The sequence below is a fragment of the Paraburkholderia sp. genome, from assembly GCF_035656215.1.
GTDB lineage: Bacteria > Pseudomonadota > Gammaproteobacteria > Burkholderiales > Burkholderiaceae > Paraburkholderia.
Map to the genome: position 1 here is coordinate 20,901 of NZ_DASRSY010000250.1, position 15,285 is coordinate 36,185.

The 15,285-nt window shown below is 63.1% G+C and carries 14 protein-coding genes and 1 pseudogene; 7 read left to right on the forward strand and 8 right to left on the reverse strand.

Features of this window, described 5'->3' with window-relative positions; all coding sequences use genetic code 11:
* Positions 1 to 38: 38 nt before the first annotated feature.
* From lhpI to VFE81_RS14110, 4 genes are all read right to left on the reverse strand, one after another.
* A complete protein-coding gene (gene lhpI, locus VFE81_RS14095; RefSeq protein ID WP_325045184.1) occupies positions 39 to 974 on the reverse strand; it encodes a bifunctional Delta(1)-pyrroline-2-carboxylate/Delta(1)-piperideine-2-carboxylate reductase in 936 nt (311 codons plus the stop codon).
* 189 nt (positions 975 to 1,163) lie between these two features.
* Positions 1,164 to 2,267 (reverse strand): potassium channel family protein, encoded by a 1,104-nt coding sequence (locus VFE81_RS14100; protein WP_325045185.1) that lies wholly within the window; start codon positions 2,265 to 2,267, stop codon positions 1,164 to 1,166.
* A gap of 141 nt (positions 2,268 to 2,408) precedes the next feature.
* On the reverse strand, positions 2,409 to 2,660 hold the full coding sequence (locus VFE81_RS14105; protein ID WP_325045186.1) for a hypothetical protein: 252 nt from the start codon (positions 2,658 to 2,660) through the stop codon (positions 2,409 to 2,411).
* Between the two features lie 96 nt (positions 2,661 to 2,756).
* Positions 2,757 to 3,389 carry a C39 family peptidase gene (locus VFE81_RS14110; protein ID WP_325045187.1) on the reverse strand — a complete coding sequence of 211 codons (633 nt, stop codon included), beginning with the start codon at positions 3,387 to 3,389 and terminating at the stop codon, positions 2,757 to 2,759.
* 207 nt (positions 3,390 to 3,596) lie between these two features.
* Here VFE81_RS14110 and VFE81_RS14115 point away from each other — a divergent pair, with 207 nt between their 5' ends.
* From VFE81_RS14115 to VFE81_RS14125, 3 genes are all read left to right on the forward strand, one after another.
* Positions 3,597 to 3,851, forward strand: coding sequence for a helix-turn-helix domain-containing protein (locus VFE81_RS14115; protein ID WP_325045188.1), 255 nt, complete (start codon positions 3,597 to 3,599; stop codon positions 3,849 to 3,851).
* A gap of 2 nt (positions 3,852 to 3,853) precedes the next feature.
* A complete protein-coding gene (locus VFE81_RS14120) occupies positions 3,854 to 5,194 on the forward strand; it encodes a type II toxin-antitoxin system HipA family toxin (RefSeq protein ID WP_325045189.1) in 1,341 nt (446 codons plus the stop codon).
* A gap of 289 nt (positions 5,195 to 5,483) precedes the next feature.
* Positions 5,484 to 6,338: a helix-turn-helix domain-containing protein gene (locus VFE81_RS14125; protein ID WP_325045190.1), complete on the forward strand. Its 855-nt coding sequence runs from the start codon at positions 5,484 to 5,486 to the stop codon at positions 6,336 to 6,338.
* Positions 6,339 to 6,421: 83 nt separating this feature from the next.
* Here VFE81_RS14125 and VFE81_RS14130 read toward each other — a convergent pair whose 3' ends face one another.
* Both VFE81_RS14130 and VFE81_RS14135 read right to left on the reverse strand, forming a co-directional pair.
* Entirely contained in the window at positions 6,422 to 8,281 is a 1,860-nt protein-coding gene (locus tag VFE81_RS14130) for an ATP-binding response regulator (RefSeq protein ID WP_325045191.1), read from the reverse strand.
* Entirely contained in the window at positions 8,251 to 8,799 is a 549-nt protein-coding gene (locus VFE81_RS14135; protein WP_325045192.1) for a molybdopterin-dependent oxidoreductase, read from the reverse strand. The genes VFE81_RS14130 and VFE81_RS14135 overlap by 31 nt, the downstream gene beginning before the upstream one ends.
* Before the next feature lie 288 nt (positions 8,800 to 9,087).
* Here VFE81_RS14135 and VFE81_RS14140 point away from each other — a divergent pair, with 288 nt between their 5' ends.
* A complete protein-coding gene (locus VFE81_RS14140) occupies positions 9,088 to 10,035 on the forward strand; it encodes a phosphoribosyltransferase (protein ID WP_325045193.1) in 948 nt (315 codons plus the stop codon).
* A gap of 110 nt (positions 10,036 to 10,145) precedes the next feature.
* On the opposite strand, the gene VFE81_RS14145 is transcribed toward VFE81_RS14140, so the two are convergent.
* Positions 10,146 to 11,858 carry an ATP-binding domain-containing protein gene (locus VFE81_RS14145; protein WP_325045194.1) on the reverse strand — a complete coding sequence of 571 codons (1,713 nt, stop codon included), beginning with the start codon at positions 11,856 to 11,858 and terminating at the stop codon, positions 10,146 to 10,148.
* A 347-nt stretch (positions 11,859 to 12,205) separates the two neighbouring features.
* Between VFE81_RS14145 and VFE81_RS14150 the strand changes: the two genes are divergently transcribed.
* Entirely contained in the window at positions 12,206 to 12,832 is a 627-nt protein-coding gene (locus tag VFE81_RS14150; RefSeq protein WP_325045195.1) for a glutathione S-transferase family protein, read from the forward strand.
* Positions 12,833 to 12,956: 124 nt separating this feature from the next.
* A complete protein-coding gene (locus tag VFE81_RS14155; protein WP_325045196.1) occupies positions 12,957 to 13,529 on the forward strand; it encodes a Fur family transcriptional regulator in 573 nt (190 codons plus the stop codon).
* A 112-nt stretch (positions 13,530 to 13,641) separates the two neighbouring features.
* Here the strand turns inward: VFE81_RS14155 and VFE81_RS14160 are convergent, their stop codons facing one another.
* Positions 13,642 to 14,154 carry a response regulator gene (locus VFE81_RS14160; protein ID WP_325045197.1) on the reverse strand — a complete coding sequence of 171 codons (513 nt, stop codon included), beginning with the start codon at positions 14,152 to 14,154 and terminating at the stop codon, positions 13,642 to 13,644.
* Between the two features lie 481 nt (positions 14,155 to 14,635).
* On the opposite strand from VFE81_RS14160, the pseudogene VFE81_RS14165 reads away from it, so the two are divergent.
* A pseudogene (locus VFE81_RS14165) lies at positions 14,636 to 15,285 on the forward strand (ribonuclease activity regulator RraA); the annotation flags it as partial.

The following is a 15,285-nucleotide window of genomic DNA, read 5'->3' on the forward strand; positions in this document are numbered from 1 at the left end:
CGAACCGCCGCGCGCCGGGCGCTGCAAACGGTCCGGGATCAGCCGCCGGACAAGGCTTCGCGCGCCACACGGCAGGCCGCCAGATCCCAAGCCGCACAACCGACACTTTTAAAAACAATCGGTTTTCCCCGTGGCAACAAAGCGGCGTTTTCCACCACTGCGGCAATTCCGCCGACCTGTGCCCAATCGACCCCGGCCTGAATGAAATCGCCGGCTTCATGCCTCGCGCCAGCTTCGTCGTCGACGAACAGCGTGCTGCCTGCGATCGTGTGCGCGCCGATCTCGACCATGGCCGGCGTGAACGCGCCGACGCCGATCACGAGCCGGTCCGTGCGCGCCGCTTCGTCGTAGACAGCCTGCTTGCTGGTGGTCAGTGCGATTACCACGTCGATCGAATCGGGAAGCGCGGCGTCGGGGTGCGGCAGCGGTTGCAGGTCGTACGCCTTGCCGCGATGTGTAGCGCAAAACGCTTCGGCCCGCGCGGGCGCACTGCCCTTCACCCACACGCGTGCGTCGGGGAACAGTTCGCCGATCGCTTCCAGATGATTCACCGCCTGCGTGCCCGTGCCGATCAGCAGAAATTCATGGGGCCGGGCCGGCGCGAAAGTGTGTATGCCGAGCATCGACATCGCGGCCGTGCGACGCCCTGTCACCGTCGGGCCGTCGAGAATGAAGAGCGTCTCGCCGGTGTCGGCATCGAAGGCCATCACCTTGCCATGGATCGTCGGGATGCCGCGCGGTCTATTGCTCGCGCACACGTTGACCAGTTTGTGAATCGCGAGATCAGGCGCGGTGGCCGGCATCGACAGCATGATGCCGCCTTCGTTGAGCGGCACGACAAGCCGTTCAGGACTCGTAATGCGTTGCTGCGCATAGTCGATGCTCGCGCGCTTCAATGCGTCGACGAGCGTCGTGTACGGGATCAGCCGCGCCGTGGCGGCATCATCGAAAATCTGCGTGGTCGGGTGGGTCATAAGCAGGCTTTTCCTGTCCTTGCGAGATGATGCGTTCGATTCAGCGCACCAGAAAACCGTAAGCCAATGTCAGTAGATCGCGTTCGTCGGCGATCGAGTTTACAAAACCATAAACATACGCGTCACCTTCAATCTGCGGGATCACTGCCTTCAGGCGGTTAGACCTGGCCGCGCGCCCGGCTGTGTGCACTAGCCGCCGGACGCGTCGCCCGCATGGCGCGACGACTGGATCACCATCAGCAGATCGTTCGCCTCGATCGGACACGGCTCGTCTTCATAGAACGACAGCATGCGCCCCGCGCGTATCAGCCCGACCACCACCGCGCCCGGCAGCGCATTGCTCCAGCGGCCGACTTCCAGCGCCGTGGCCGCACGCTCCACCAGATTGACACGGCCGCGCGCCGACAGCAGGTCGTTGATGAACGGCACGATGTAGTTGCTGTCCACCGCGTCGGCGAGCAGCAGCCCGCCGATCTTGGTCGACGAAACGATCACGTCCGCGCCGGCCTGGCGCAACTGGCGCTGATAGGTCTGCTCCTGAATCCGCACAACGATCTTCGTGTCCGGCGCGACGCTGCGCACGGTCAGCGTGAGCAGGATCGCGACGGCGTCGTCGCTGACGGCAATGATCACTGCTTTGGCTATACGCACCTGCGCCTGCTGCAACAGGTCCTCACGCGACGGATCGCCGAGCAGGCCCGCCACACCTAGCGCCGTGGCCGCTTCGAGCGCCTCCTGCTGCGAATCGATGACAACGATCGACTCCGCCGCGAAGCCGCTTTCCAGCAGCTCGCGCACCGCGACCGAACCGCTCAATCCGTAGCCGCACACCACGACGTGATCGCGCAGTTGTTTTTGCAGGCGTTTCATGCGGAATTCCTCGATGACGCGTTGAATGACGAACTGATAAGCGGTGCCCAGAAACACGAACCAGATGACGATACGGATCGGCACGATGAAGAAGGCGTCGATGAGCCGCGCGCGGGCGGTGACCGGCACGATGTCGCCATAACCGACCGTGGCGACGGTGACCATCGTGAAGTACATCAGATCGACGATGCCGAGTACCTTGCGGTTGGCGTCGCGCAGACCGTCGCGGTCGAGATAGAGCACGGCGAAGGCGAGTACGCACAGGCCGAGCACGAGATAGATCCGCTGCAACAGCACGCGCTGCGGCGACGCCGTGGGGCGCGTGAAAAGTGTGCGGGCGCGCGGCGCCTGCCAGGGTGTGCGAGCACGGCGCGGCAGGCGAAAGCGTGGTGGACGTGGCTGCGGGTGTGGCTGATCAGACACGCGACTACTCCGGAAATCGGGAACAAGCGATTCTACGACGCGTGGCGCGCCGTGGGGCCGGATCGTGGGCTCGTGGGAACGCGGCTGCAGCGCAGGGCTTAGCGTGATTCACCGAAAAGCAGCGGCGCGCCGCCGCCACGTTCACTGCGAAGCGGCTTTGGCGTCGCCTTTCTTGCCGCCCTTGAACATCGCGCGGCATGCCGGACTGAGTTCGTCGAGGTGCTGCTTCATGCAGGCGGTGATTTTTTCCTTGTTCGGAATCTCAGCGGAGCAGAAATGCATCGCGTCGCCGCGGCAGGCCTTGGCCTGGTCATTCTCGGTGGCGGCATTCGCTGCGGTGACGGCGCTGAGCGCGACGAGGCCCGTGGCAAGCAAGGCATAGGTTCGATTCATGTCGGGTTTCCGGTATCGCAAAGGGCGGTGGGAAACTTTCTAGCAGAAAACGGGCCCGATCATTGCACTCGCCGTACGGCTTGTGTGCTGCCGCCGTTAGCGCGCGATACGGGCCAGCGTCATGCCACGCCCCGCGTAGAAACGCGCCATCGTCGCGAACGGCAAATACGCGTCCCCCTGGTGAGGCGCAATGCCCGACGGATTGTGAAACCATACGCCATCGCGATCGCGCCCGTGCAGCAGGATCAGATGGCCGCCCTGGCGCTGATTCGGCCGCTCCGGATAGCGGATCTCGGGGCTCACGGAGACGATCGCCATCGTGTCACCGTCGATGCGCAGGGCGATCTCTTCGAGCGGTGCCTGCGGCAGCACCTCGACCTGAATGCCGAATGCCTCGCCAACCCAATCGGCGAACGGCCGGTAGATCAAACCATCGACGCCGCCCTCGTCACGCAACCGGTACACGCCGTGACGCAGCGCTTCATCGAGCAGCGCGGCGCGCGGCGCGTGTTCGATCTGCCAGTAGTCGAGCGCGGATTCGAGGCAGGTCAGACCGCACAGGCGTTTGGCCCAGAAGCGGTAACGTTCCGGGTCGGCAAAACCGCTGCGCTGCCAGTATGGATCGTCACACGGATCGCCCTGTTGTTCGACGATGTGGCGCACCCAGTCGGGGCTGCCCCATTGCGTGTAGTACGGTACGTCGGTGTGGCGTAGCGTCGGTGAATTCATGAGTCGGATGGAGTCGGTAGAACATGTTTTCATAACATGCTACACGGCCATCCTGGCAGGAACGCAAGCAAACGGGATTTATTCGCAACACAGATATTTGGCATTTATTCGCCAGACAGATATTTGTCGAATATGCGTCACACGAATATTTGACAAATATCTGTGAGACGCATAAAGTGCATTTATTCGTCTCGCGGATAATTCGCCATGATCCACCTCGTCGCCACGCCAGACCAGATGGCCCAACTGCTTGCCGCCGGCCGGCGCCAAGCCGGCCTCACCCAAGCTGATGCCGCCGCGCGCATCGGCATCAGCCAGAGCCGCATCTCGGCGCTGGAAACCGATGCCGCCGCTCTCACCCTCGCACAATTGCTGGCGCTGTGCGGCGCCTACGGCCTGCAATTGCAGGTACGCGACAAGAATCAGCCGGTGCCTGAGCCGGCGCCTTTGATCGAGTGGTAAGCATGGGCCGCCAAACTCATTCGCGGGCGCTTTCGGTGTGGGCCAACGGCGAACGCGTCGGCGTCTGGAGTCTGCCCACCCGCGGCCCCATGGAGTTCGCTTACGACCCCGCGTGGGTCGCCTCGCCCGCGGGCCGGCCGCTTTCGCTCTCGCTGCCATTCACCCCGAGCAATGAGGCGCACAAAGGGCCGCGGGTGCTCAACTATTTCGACAATCTGCTGCCCGACAGCGAGGCGATCAGAAAGCGTATCGCCCAGCGCTACCAGACCGATACGCTCGATCCGTTCGACCTGCTGCAAGCCATCGGCCGCGATTGCGTGGGCGCCGTCCAGCTGCTGGCCGTTGACGACGCGCCGACCGGCGTCGAGCGCATCGACGGTACGCCGCTCTCCGACAGTGAGATCGAGGCCATGCTGGCGCGCACCGTCAGCAGCCCCGCCCTGGGCGCGCGCGACGAAGCAGACGATTTCCGCATCTCGCTCGCCGGCGCTCAGGAGAAAACCGCCCTGCTGTGGCACGACGGCAAGTGGCAGCGTCCGCATGGCGCCACGCCCACCACGCACATTTTCAAGCTGCCGCTCGGTCTGGTCGGCAACAAGCTCGCCGACCTCAGCACCTCGGTCGAAAATGAATGGCTGTGTCTGCAAATCCTGCGCGCTTATGGTCTGCCGGTGGCCAATACCGAGATCATGACGTTCGGCAAGCAGCGGGTGCTGAGCGTCGAACGCTTCGACCGGCAACTGCATTCAAGCGGGCAATGGCTGCTGCGCCTGCCGCAGGAAGACTTCTGCCAGGTGTACGGCGTGCCGTCGCATCGCAAGTACGAAAACGAAGGCGGCCCGGGCGTGCTGGATCTCGCGCGGATTCTCCAGCAATCGGTGTCGGCGCAACAGGACATCGAGACGCTGCTGGCAAGCCAGATTCTGTTCTGGATGCTGGCGGCGCCGGACGGCCACGCCAAGAACTTCAGCATTCGCCTGCTGGCGGCCGGCCAGTACCGTCTCACGCCGCTTTACGACGTGATGTCGATCTGGCCGGTGGAAGGCAACGGCCCGAATCAATGGTCATGGTTCAAGGCCAAGCTCGCCATGGCGATGTGGTCGCGCAGCAAACACGACGCCTTCCGCGACGTGCAGCGGCGCCACTTCAACACCATGGCGCTGAGGTGTTCATACGGCGCGAACGCCGAGCCGTTGATCCAGCGGCTGATCGAACAGACGCCGGAGGTCATCGCACGGGTCTCGGCCGAATTGCCCGAGCGGTTTCCGGGCAAGGTCGCCGAGCGGATTTTTAAAGGCCTGAAAAACTCGGCGGCCACGCTCGACAAGATGCCGCCGGCGTAACGGCAGGTGAGGAAAAATCAATCGGAATTACTTACAGATTCCGCCCGATTTAATCGGTAAAATGAATTCAATGCTAAAAGCATAAACAGACCGCCGAGTTTGTCCGTTCGCACCTCGCACCGACACGCTTGGGGGCAGTCATACCAAAACACAGACCGTGAGACTTTTTACGGTACATTTGCTGTCCCCCGCGTAGCCGCGTCAATACGCATTCAATGTGCATGGCTGCGCTGCGCGTGCCGTATCGCATGCCCCAGCCACCCTTCAAGAAGGCAGATCCTCACGCAGTATGACCAACGAAACACACTCACCTGACTCCATCGCAGTCGCCGAGCGCGTGCGCGAGTTGATGAGCCGGCATGGAATTGGCAAACGCCAGCAAACCACTGAGCTGTGCCGCATCCTCGATCTGAGTTTTTCGCAGGGGCACCGCAAGCTGCGCGGCAACAGCCCGTGGACCCTCTCGCAGATCAAAAAGGTTGCCGAGGTATTCGGCGAACCTGCCGCTCAGCTATTCGGCGCCCAGTCGCTCGATCCGGGCATGGTTGGCGCCATCGCCCAGGAGGCGGTGTTCAGCATCGGCGCGATCGAGCTGAGCTGCACTGCATGGGTCGGCGCCGCGCTCGAACCGGGCAGCCGTCCTGAATTTGTCGCGTACTCAAAGCTCGGCCAATGGCGCGTTGCGCGTCACGACGGCACGCTTTACCAAAGCGCGTACGAAGTCCACAAGATCGAGATCTATCCGCGCCGCGCTGAAACTGACAAGCCGACCATCGCCGTGGTCGACGACGATCAGGCCTCAGCCGACAATCTGCGCGACTATCTCGAGCGCAGCGGTTTCATGGCGGTGGCGATTTACGGCCTCGCGGCATTCGCCGAACAACTGCAAACGCAGATCTTCGACGGCGTGGTGATCGACTGGCTGTTCGGCTCGCAGACCTCGGCGGCGGCGATTCGCGCGGTGCGGGCGTCGGAGAATCCGGACGCGCCGATTTTCGTGCTGACCGGCGAATTGCTGACCGGCAAGGCCAGCGAATCGGAGATCAGCCAGGTCATCCGTAATTACGACGTCGCGTGCTATGAAAAGCCCGCGCGTATGGCAATCCTGGTCGCCGATCTGTCCAAACGCCTCAACCGGCCCTGACGAGCCGGCAAGCGGCTGAAGGTGTGTGCTCAGGTTGAGCCCTCCTCCCTCTGCCTTTCCTCAAGGCGTCCCCAGGCGTCGCATCACACCGTATGCCGCGAAGCCAAAGCACGCTGCAACGCGTTGCGCAGTTCCTCGTAATGTACTGGCTTTAATAACGCTTCGAAAAACGGCTGCAAGCCGGCTTCCCCCTCTTCCCCCACCGCACCACCCCTACTCGCCGCCTCCGGCGCATACGCACTCACCACGATCACCGGGACACCCGACGACGGCCCCCCCCGCGCCGTGAAATCCGCGAAAAACGTATAACCGTCGCGATCCGGCATATGCAGATCGAGCAACACCACGTCACAGCGATGCGCGTCGAGCCATGCGAGCGCATCGTCGGCATTGGAGACGGCGTGCGCGTCGAAATCCATGTGCGCGATCATTTCGCTGAGCGACTCGCGAATCAACCGGTTGTCGTCGACGATCAGGACGCACGGGCGCGCGCCGCCCGGTTCGGCGTGCACCGCTACGCCGGCCGGCGCGCTTGCCGCAACCGGCGTGACCGGAATCGTCACCGTGAAGGTCGTACCCTCACCCACCGTGCTCGCCACCTCGACAGTGCCGCCGAACAGCCGGACCAGTCCCTGCACGATCGTGAGCCCCATCCCGGCGCCCTCGAAGCGGCGCGTGCGCGACGCGTCCAGCTGCGTGAACTCCTGGAAGATCAGCGGAATCTGCGCATGCGGCACGCCCGGCCCCGTATCGCTGACGACGAAGATCAGCACCGCCGGCCGCTGCCTCAATTGCACGCGCACTGTGCCGGTTTCGGTATAACGGATCGCGTTGGTGACCAGGTTGTTGACGATCTGGCGGATGCGGTGCGGATCGGAATCGACGAGACCGCTCATGCCGTTCGCCTCGCTTTCCAGCTTGAGACCGCGCGCGGCGGCCGACATCGCGTGCTCGTCGACGATCGATGCCAGCAATTCGCGTGGCTCGAAATGCTCATGACGCAGCTCGAGCTTGCCGGCGCCGAGGCGCGCGTAGTCGGTCAGGTCTTTCATCTGGGCTTCCAGATGCCGCCCTGCGGTTTCGAGCCGCTGGATGACCTTGCGGTCGGCCTCGGAGTGATAGTTGAAGCCCAGCAATTCGATCGACGACACGATCGCGTGCAAGGGCGTGCGCAACTCGTGGCTGATCATGCCGAGAAACGCGTCTTTCGCGAGACTCGCCTCGCGCGCCGCGCGGCTCGCCTGATGCTCCGCTTCGAGCGCCGCGTGCTGCTGATGCATCAGGCGTGTGCGGCGCCGGCCGTTGAGCACCAGCAGCGTGGTCGCAGCCGCGGACAGTAACAGCAGCAACAGGCCGCCTGCGAACAGCATGCGACGCTTGTCGATGAAATCGCGGTTCATCGCCTCACGGTCGGCCACGTCGGCGAAACGGCGGCTCAACGCGAGATCGTTGACCTCATTCCAATGCTGGCGCAATTCCTCGACGATCTGATTGGCGCGGCTGCGGTCCTTCTGCAAGGCATCGACCTCGGGCTCAATCCCGTCCAGTAAATGATCGATCGACTGGATTTCATCCAGTTGCCGTTGCAGCAGCGCGAGCTGCGTGGTCAGCCGGCGTGTCGAACCGGCCATCACATGCAGCTTCGATTGCAGCAACTGGTAGCGCAACATGAGCCGCGGATAGTCGTCGTCGACGCCGGATTGATACAGCAGCAACTGATTCTCGAAACGCGCGTAGGCGATCTGCAGTTGCGCGGCGTCCCAATAGAAACCGTCGTATTGACCCGTCAGCGGTTCGGTCACGCGCGGATTGAGCAGGTTCGCGTACAACAGATAGCCGATTGCGCCAGCCGGCGCCGCGAGTGCGGTCAGCCAGATCAGTACATAGAGGACACGACGCCAGGGGCGGCGCGTTATTTGACGATGAGTGCCTTGATCTGCCATACGAATTTCGAGTCGCCCGCCGCGCCCATGAGTTCATCGGGGAACGCGTCGCGCGGATAAATAAGAAATAGCGGCCCGAAGTCGCTGATCTTCAGGCGCCGGCCGTTCATGCTGTACGCAACGACCACGCCATAGCGATCGCAGTCCGACACCGGAATGGTGTAGGTATAGTCGTCGAGCGTATGGATCTCGACTGCGCTGCCGGATGCGCCGACTGTCTTCAGGATATCCGCCAGCAGCGGTCCTGTGAAGGTGGAACGCGGAGTCCAGGTGGTGGCGGTCGTAATTGAATGGACCGGCAGCGCGAGCAGTTGCGCCTCGGTGAAGTGATACAGATGGTGTGCCGCGTCGTTGGTCTTGCTGATTTTGCCCTTCACGTCGAGCGACAATGGCAACGACTCTGCCTGCGCCTGTGCGTGCATGCTCCACGCGGCGAGCGCGAGGATCAGACCGGGCCCCCACCATGCGCTCCTGCACCCGCCTTTCCTGCCATCCACCGCTGCGCTTAACTTGGTCATTTGCCTGGCTTATTCCATCGTTTGTTATTTTTGTGGGCGGCTCCACGCTGCGCCGGCTCAACCTGCCAGCGCACCTGCAGCGCCCTTTCCCCGCCGGTGGCGGCGCTCTTTGCAACGCGCCCCGTCCGGCGACGCGCGTCACCCCGACGCGCGATCTTTGAACCGCATGCATAATATCGCCAAAAATCTTTGTCTCAAAAACGAGGACCTGCCGCCGCGCTGCGCCGCGCGCCGCTCTCCGTCTACGGGACACCTGCCCTGCGTGCTCCACGCGACGCCAAAAGAGTCATGAACAAGCCCGTTTTGCCCCTGACGTACGAACAACTCGATCACTGGATCGAATCGTTGCAACCCGTGTTGCTGGCGGAGCGTTTCACGATAGCAATCGGCATCCTGCGTGGCGGCGCACCGCTTGCGCTGATGGTGTCGCATGCGGCCGGCACGCCGGTCGCCTTCCTGCGATACGACCGCCAGTCGCGCACGGTCGCCTGGGATTCGACGCTGCCCATCCCGCCCGCGGGCTCAAAGGTGCTGCTGTGCGAGGACATCGCGGGGCGCGGCTTTACGCTGACCGACTGCATCGCCTTCCTTCAGCAGCACGGCCTTGACGTCAGGACGCTGACCGCCGCGGTCGACGACCTGAGCCGCACGCAACCCGACTACGCGATCGATGCCCGCGGCTATTTCGCGCTGTTCCCGTGGGAGCGCCAGGCCTACACCGAGCGTTATCGCGAGGACTGGGAGCGCGTGCAAGCGGGCACCGCGCCCGCCATGGCCGACGATCACGAATACGCCACCTATGCTATCGACCTCGACGGCATTCTGCTACCCGACGTGCCGCTCGCGCGCTACGACGAGGATCTGGCCGCGGCGCTCGCCGAACGCGACGCGCTGCTGCCGTTCGAGATGCTGCCGGACATCGATCTGCAACGCGTTCGCACCATCATCACCGGCCGGCCGGAACTCGATCGCACGCGCACCGAAGCGTGGCTCGCGCGGCACGGCTTCGGTCATATGCAACTGGTGATGCGCACGCCCGGCACGCACGATGAAAGTCCCGCCGGCGCCGCCGCTCACAAGGCGGCTGCGGCATTGCGCGGCGGCGTCACGCATTTTGTCGAGAGCGATCCGGTGCAGGCGCTGCTGATCGCGCAGCAGGCGCCGTTGCTGCGCGTGATCTGGTGGGACGCGGCCACGCAAACCGGGATGCTGGTGGGCGCGCGTGCGTGGACGTGAGTGGATGCGCGCGACTTGTGCGGACCAGCGTAGGTCTGAGAGACTGGACCTCGCGGTGCGTGAGCCTGAACGCTTGCGCCTAAGCGCGCAAGCGTCACCCTGAGTGGCTGCTAGGCTTCTTTCGCCTCTCTGATCTCTCTGATCTCTCGGGTTTCCCTGACCTCTTTACCATCACGCAGACGCAGATGCCCCGCGGCCCGCTGCGAGGCGACAATGATCAACTTCATCGTTGCACGCGTGGCGCCGACGAACAGCTTGCGTGCAATGCGTTCATCGAACGTGTCGAAGTCGACTTCAGTGAGAATCACACACGGCGCCGCCTGCCCCTTGAAGCGATAGATCGACTCGAACAGCACGTCCCCTTCGCGATACTCCGGGTTGCCGAACAGATCATACTTCCCCGTAAAACTGCGCAGCCGATGCGGGCCGAGATGATCCTGTGCGGTCATCGCCGAGCCTTCGCGGCCGCGAAACGAGAGCACGGCGATGTCCTGTTTGCGAAAGCCGAGCGACAACGCCTGCGTGATCGCCCGTTTGGTGGCCTCGCTGCTGCCTTCGGCGGCATTCGCTTCGTCGTAGACAGAGAGCGAAATATCGGAGCCGTCGAACGGACTGCCCGACGCCAGACCCGCCGCGGCTGGCACCGAGGCGCCGACCACGTCGCGCACATAATCGAGAATGTCGCGCGGACTGCGGTAGTTGGTGGTCTCTTTCAGCGTGGTCCAGCCGGGCAGCTCGACCGGCTCGCGCATATACAGATTCTGCAGCGGGTCTTCGAGCCACCACCACGCGGCGCCCGGCCTCAAAAGACGCTCGAGTGCCGCCACCCACGGCTGCTGGAAATCCTGCCCTTCGTCGACGATCAGCACGTCGAATTGCCAGCGCGCGTCGATCGGCGTTTCGGCGAAAGTCGTTTCAAGCTGATTGAAAACGTCGCCGGACTGGAAATCGGGCTCGCGGCCCGCGTCGCGCGCGATCCAGTCGCATAGCTGGTGATAGTTCGCCACCTTCGCCTCGGGTGGCGCGACCCGCACGATGTGATCCGCGAGCGGCCGGTTGAAACACACGTACAACGGCCGTTGCCCGCGCGCCACCGCGTCTTTCATCACCTGCACAGCCAGTTGTGTTTTACCCGAGCCGGCCGTGCCGATCACGCGCAGCCGGAACGGCGAAAACTCGAGCCGCCGCGCCCAGGTTGCAAGGCCGCCCGCCAGACGCGTGACGAGCGTGCCGGCCTGACCGACCAGCGCGCTAGCGTCGGGCGTGAGCGCGAGTTCGTCAGCGAGAAAGTGGTGGATTTTCGGTGCGCAAGCGAGACGCGGTTCATCGGCCGGCAAGGCTTCGCGAATGATCGCGGCAAGCCGGTCCTTACGCGTTGCGTCGACAATCCGCGCGGGATTCACGCCGGCAATCGCGGCGTCCTTGACAACGTGGTCCGGGCAATACAGCAGTTCTTCGATGAAATAAGTGCCCGCGCCGAACGCCGCGGTAAAGCGCCGGTGCAGCGTTTCGACGGTGTGCGCGAGCGCGATCGCTACGTTGCGTTCCGTCTGAAGATAGACCTTGACGAGCCCCTTCGACGTTTCGCGCAGGAAGCCGGTTTTCTGTTCGACGATCATCACGCGCCCGGCCGGGCTGACGATCACGAAGTCGGCCTCGCCGAACACCGAAAAGTTCTGATTCAGGCGGGTCCAGTGCACGCCGTGATAGACGGTGTAGCCATCGGGAAGCGCTTCTTCCAGCAACGCGAGGGTTTCGCGTTCGCGTGCCGCCGCGCCGGTGGCGGCAAGGCTCTTCCAGTCGTCGGGGACAATGCGGGCCATACGGTGCCTCGTCATATTCGGGTGCGCTCATTGTACGCAACGCCCATGTATTACCGGCATGGTGATTTGGCCGCCATTCGGGCATCGAATGGGGAGGTGCTTTGATCGCGCTCAGGCTGCGCATCGGCCACTCATCGGTCACGTTTAGGCCACGTTTTCGCTAGGCTTTGGCCCACGCTTAGGTCAGGTTCTGGCTCACGCTTAAACCACGCTTAGGCCAACACTGCACGCGACCAATTGCCGGCCGGCGGCGCGCAAACCCACGTGCATCGTGTATCGTTGCTGGTTGAACGCCGCGTGCCTTACGCGGCTTGCCAACTGTAAGCATAAAGAAAAGGATTTGCCGGATGATCACGATCTGGGGGCGCGCCAACTCGGTCAACGTACAGAAAGTCTTGTGGTGTTGTGACGAACTGGTGCTGCCGTACGAACGCATCGACGCGGGCCTGCAATTCGGGCGCAACAACGAGCCCGACTACCTGGCGATGAACCCGACGGCCAAGATTCCGACGCTGGTCGATGATGGCTTCGTGCTGTGGGAATCGAACTCGATCCTGCGCTATCTGGTGCTGCAATACGGCGAATCGAGCCTCCTGTATCCCTCCGAGCCGAAACTGCGCTCCAGTATCGACCGCTGGCTCGACTGGTCGCTCACCACACTGCAACCCGCGGAAAAGCCTGTGTTCTGGGCTCTCGTGCGCACGCCGGCCGCCGAGCGCGACGCCGCCAAACTCGCCACCGACTTCGCCGCGGTCACGCTGTTGTGGCGCCTGCTGGACAACCATCTGCAAGGCCGCTTCTTCCTCGAAGGCGAGAATTTCACGCTCGCCGATATCGTGATCGGCGCGTACGCGAAACGCTGGTTCGGGCTGGATGGCGTGGAACGTCCCTCGCTACCGAATCTGGAACGCTGGTATTCGCGGATTGCGACGCGCCCGGGTTTCAAAAAATACGTCGATTTTCCGCTGACTTAAGCGCTGACTTAAGCGCTGACTTGATCCATCCAGCGCCCTCATGCCACGTCGCGGCGCCCAGCCGCGACCGGCAAGCGCGCCGCACACCGGCACAGCGAAGCACGATGGCCTTTATAATCGACGCATGAAGACCGCCAAGCCCGCCGCGACCGCCGACAAAACCACCCCTGCCGCCTCCGCTCATCATCATGAGCCGGGGCACCTGCACGGTGGGCACGGTGAATCGCAGGAAGCCGCACTGACTCTCGCGGAAGAATATTGCCGCGAACGCGGCGAAAAACTCACGCCGATCCGCCGCAAAGTGCTCGAATTGCTGCTGAATTCCGGGCGCGCCACCAAGGCTTATTCGTTGCTCGACGACATGCGCCAGATCCATCCCGGCTCGGCGCCGCCCACGGTTTATCGGGCGCTGGACTTTCTCCTCTCGGCCGGACTCGTGCACCGGATCGAATCGATCAACGCGTTCACCGTCTGCCACGACCTGACGCAATGCCAGCACGGCATTCTGGTGGTCTGTCAGCAATGCGGCAATGTCACCGAATTGCATCAGCCCAAGCTGCGTCAGGCGCTCGTCGCGCAAATCGAAGACGCGGGCTACCGCCTTGCCAGCGACGAAATCGAATTGAAGGGATTGTGTTCCGCCTGTCAGACAGCGGAAGCGGCCAGCGCCGCAGCAGCGGTCGCCGTCGCCAAGTGACAGCGGCGCCGGCAATCAGATTTGTAACCTGATTGCAGAAACCGTTTCGCTCAGCGAAAGCTTGCCGCTGAAGATACGGCGGCAAGAAGCTGTCACCCGCGGGTGAAGCGGGTCAGCCCGCCGCGCGGGCTTCGATCGCGTCGCGCAACAACATCACGAGGTCTTCCGGCAATGCCGGCTTGGTCATGAAATGCTGGAAGCCTTCGCCAATACTGCGCAAGCGGTAAGCGTCGTCGGTATGGCCTGTGAGCGCCACGGCCACCGAAGGCGCGTGGTCGCCGCGAATCTCGTGATCACGCAGCCGCTGGATCAGATAAAAACCGTCCATGCCCGGCAATTCGAGGTCGCACACCACGGCGTCAGGTAATAGCCGCACCGCCGCTTCGACGCCTTCTTCCGCATCTGCCACAGCGACGACATGCGCCCCTTCTGCCTCGAGTAACAAGGTCAGCGATTCCCGGCTATCCGGGTCGTCCTCGACGAGCACGATCGTGACCTGATCGAGTCTCAATGCTCCGTTCATGTTCTGTTGCTGCTCTAAAAGACCGGTTAGGCCGTCAGACGTGGCCAACGTATCGTCCTGTTGTTTGCCGCCGATTTGCGCGGCTGCGGTAGTGCTGTCCATGGTTCCGACTCGATTTCATGCATTGAGTTGCATGCAGGCCCGTGATTGTAAAACATGGCCTGGGCGCAACGCATGCCCACAGTAACGCGCCAAAATTGCACGCCGATGAAAAACCGGCCCTCGGCACGTTTGCCGAAGCAGACCGATGTCGACACCCGATTCGCCGTGGCGGCTGGTGCAAACCCGTGCGCGCCGCCTTGTCCGCCCGGCATCTTCTCTGGCATTCATGTTCCTTTGCGATGCCGACGTTGTTGTGTTTCACCCGCGGCGTTCACATCCTCCCCTCGGGTAGCATCTTGCGTGCCTCGGCGCTTTCGCCCGTTCGCCGTTACGTCAGCATGGTTGCGCGAGCCTGCCGCATGATCCACGGCGGCGCTAGCATCGTGTGCGCGAGACTGCAGCGGTTGCGTTCAATCGTTGCGATGCAGCACGGCAGATGAGCGCCATCCCCCGCCCCTAAAACCTGAGGCCACCCGACACCCTGTCCGGTCTCGACTGCGCCACGCTCGAAACACTCCGCCATGTCAGCACCGCCACGCTGACCACTCAGTTGTTCAAGCGCGGCTTGCGCAATACGTTCATGCAGGGTGTCGCGCCGCTCGCCGCGCACAGTGGCGCGAATCTGGTCAGGCCAGCGTTCACGCTACGTAATATTCCCCCGCATTCCCTCGCGCGAAGACATCGACGTGTTCGAACTGTTTGCGGATCGCGAGTACGCACAGCGCAAATCCGTCGAAACCATTCCGCCCGGCCACGTGTTCGTGCAGGATTGCCGCAGCGAGCGTGGCAGCGCCCCGTTCGGTTCGATCCTCTCCCAACGATTACAGGTGCGCGGCGTGGCAGGCATGGTGTCCGACGGTCCGATGCGCGACAGCACGACGATCGCCGCGCTCGGCATGCCGGTGTTCCAGGCCGGAGCAAGCGCGCCGCAGAATCTGATTCGGCACCACGCGGTGGATATCAATGTGCCGATCGGCTGCGGCGGCGTAGCCGTGTTTCCCGGCGACGTGATCGTGGACGATGCAGACGGCGTGGTAGTGATCTCACTCAAGATGGCAGCCGAAGTTGCACAGGCCGCCGCCGAGCAGGAGCAACTCGAAGCATTTCCACCGAGCGTATTCGTGACGGCGC

What these genes read in the sequence shown, in the direction of transcription:
- VFE81_RS14150 (WP_325045195.1), top strand. Translation starts at nt 12,206, where the DNA reads ATGATCACGATCTGGGGGCGCGCCAACTCGGTCAACGTACAGAAAGTC.
- lhpI (WP_325045184.1), bottom strand. Translation starts at nt 974, where the DNA reads ATGACCCACCCGACCACGCAGATTTTCGATGATGCCGCCACGGCGCGG.
- VFE81_RS14135 (WP_325045192.1), bottom strand. Translation starts at nt 8,799, where the DNA reads ATGACCAAGTTAAGCGCAGCGGTGGATGGCAGGAAAGGCGGGTGCAGG.
- VFE81_RS14140 (WP_325045193.1), top strand. Translation starts at nt 9,088, where the DNA reads ATGAACAAGCCCGTTTTGCCCCTGACGTACGAACAACTCGATCACTGG.
- VFE81_RS14105 (WP_325045186.1), bottom strand. Translation starts at nt 2,660, where the DNA reads ATGAATCGAACCTATGCCTTGCTTGCCACGGGCCTCGTCGCGCTCAGC.
- VFE81_RS14120 (WP_325045189.1), top strand. Translation starts at nt 3,854, where the DNA reads ATGGGCCGCCAAACTCATTCGCGGGCGCTTTCGGTGTGGGCCAACGGC.
- VFE81_RS14160 (WP_325045197.1), bottom strand. Translation starts at nt 14,154, where the DNA reads ATGGACAGCACTACCGCAGCCGCGCAAATCGGCGGCAAACAACAGGAC.
- VFE81_RS14130 (WP_325045191.1), bottom strand. Translation starts at nt 8,281, where the DNA reads ATGGCAGATCAAGGCACTCATCGTCAAATAACGCGCCGCCCCTGGCGT.
- VFE81_RS14125 (WP_325045190.1), top strand. Translation starts at nt 5,484, where the DNA reads ATGACCAACGAAACACACTCACCTGACTCCATCGCAGTCGCCGAGCGC.
- VFE81_RS14145 (WP_325045194.1), bottom strand. Translation starts at nt 11,858, where the DNA reads ATGGCCCGCATTGTCCCCGACGACTGGAAGAGCCTTGCCGCCACCGGC.
- VFE81_RS14155 (WP_325045196.1), top strand. Translation starts at nt 12,957, where the DNA reads ATGAAGACCGCCAAGCCCGCCGCGACCGCCGACAAAACCACCCCTGCC.
- VFE81_RS14115 (WP_325045188.1), top strand. Translation starts at nt 3,597, where the DNA reads ATGATCCACCTCGTCGCCACGCCAGACCAGATGGCCCAACTGCTTGCC.
- VFE81_RS14110 (WP_325045187.1), bottom strand. Translation starts at nt 3,389, where the DNA reads ATGAATTCACCGACGCTACGCCACACCGACGTACCGTACTACACGCAA.